Here is a 1,159-nt window from a genome sequence, read left to right as displayed (position 1 = left end):
ACACTGATTGCCGCACAGATAAAGGCTTCGACTAATGAGGCTTTCCAGCCTGAGCCATCCCTTTTCTCCCGGGCGAATGCTGTCGATGCCGCCAAAAACATGCCACCTAGAAAAGGAGCATTGATAATTAACCAGTCCCAGACATGCGCCCAGAACTCCGTGTCTTTTTCAGTCATACGCATATTTCCACCCCATCAGAACAATGGGCGTCCGTGGGGTGAGTCTGTGGTCGCCCCTGTGAGTTGTAGTGAATAGGTTGTCAGCCGCAATAGGAGATACTGAGGTTATGGAAGTGATTGCGGTGGCAAATTCGAAAAAGGCCGCATAAGCAGCCTTGAATTCAGTACGTGGATTTATTTCCAGTTGAGGCAAAAATGTTTGGTTTGACCCGTTTGCTTAAAGACTTCACCTAACTTCGCTGTCGTATTATTCAAATAATCAACGCTGCAAATATTAGTGATGCTATTTCCTACGGGTGTGACAGAACCAAGATCGTAGTTTACTCCATCAACAGTGACATGAAGATTTCTCTTCAGTAATGTCATCACGTCCTGATATTGATCCTGTTTAGGGTGTACAAACAAGAATATATCTGGATTAAATCCTGAAAAATAAAATGCCGAGATATTTCCAATAGCTTCGCTAGCTTGCAATCCAGTTAAAGAACCGAAGCCTCCCTGACCAGAGCTATAACCCCACAATGAATACTGCAAGATATCCTGAGATTTACCAGTTCCTAACATGAGAGAAAATTCCAGCATGCATGCATTTGATTTCAGTAAATTCCAATCACAAGCTACCATATCTTCTTGTTTCGGACTCCAGCATGCCCATTGATCATGTTTATCGTGCTCTTCTATGCAACCTAATCCTTCATTAAGCCGTAAGTATTGTTTAGGAGAATCCCAATCTTTACGGTTCACTAAATTACCTAAATTCAATTGGATTATTGCCCATGCAAAAGAGCCTATTGGGGCAGTAACGTCATTACTCAGTTCAACTGTGGTCTTATATGTAACCTTATATTGGTCAGGATTAAACGAACATGGTTTACTATCCAGCTTATTAACATCAGACATAAACACCTCACTTTATTATTCGTTAAAGGTCATTTCATCCTACTGCTAACTAGCCAGTTAATATTACTGAGGTCAGGTTC

At 41.6% G+C, this 1,159-nt stretch carries 2 protein-coding genes; both read right to left on the bottom strand.

What is annotated here, in order from left to right; translation table 11 throughout:
* The coding region (locus Xsto_RS23065; RefSeq protein WP_422646189.1) for a phage holin family protein at nt 1-176 on the bottom strand (176 nt) is incomplete at its 3' end.
* A gap of 177 nt (nt 177-353) precedes the next feature.
* Nucleotides 354-1,079 (bottom strand): Thoeris anti-defense Tad2 family protein, encoded by a 726-nt coding sequence (locus tag Xsto_RS20700; RefSeq protein ID WP_099126317.1) that lies wholly within the window; start codon nt 1,077-1,079, stop codon nt 354-356.
* Nucleotides 1,080-1,159 lie beyond the last annotated feature (80 nt).

The sequence above is a fragment of the Xenorhabdus stockiae genome, assembly GCF_002632825.1.
In the GTDB taxonomy this organism is placed as follows: Bacteria; Pseudomonadota; Gammaproteobacteria; order Enterobacterales; family Enterobacteriaceae; genus Xenorhabdus; species Xenorhabdus stockiae.
Note: the sequence above shows the minus strand (reverse complement) of the source record. Positions and strands in the feature narration are given on the sequence as shown.

Bases quoted from the DNA above. Each gene is read 5' to 3' on its own strand.
- Xsto_RS20700 (WP_099126317.1), bottom strand. From the start codon at position 1,079: ATGTCTGATGTTAATAAGCTGGATAGTAAACCATGTTCGTTTAATCCT.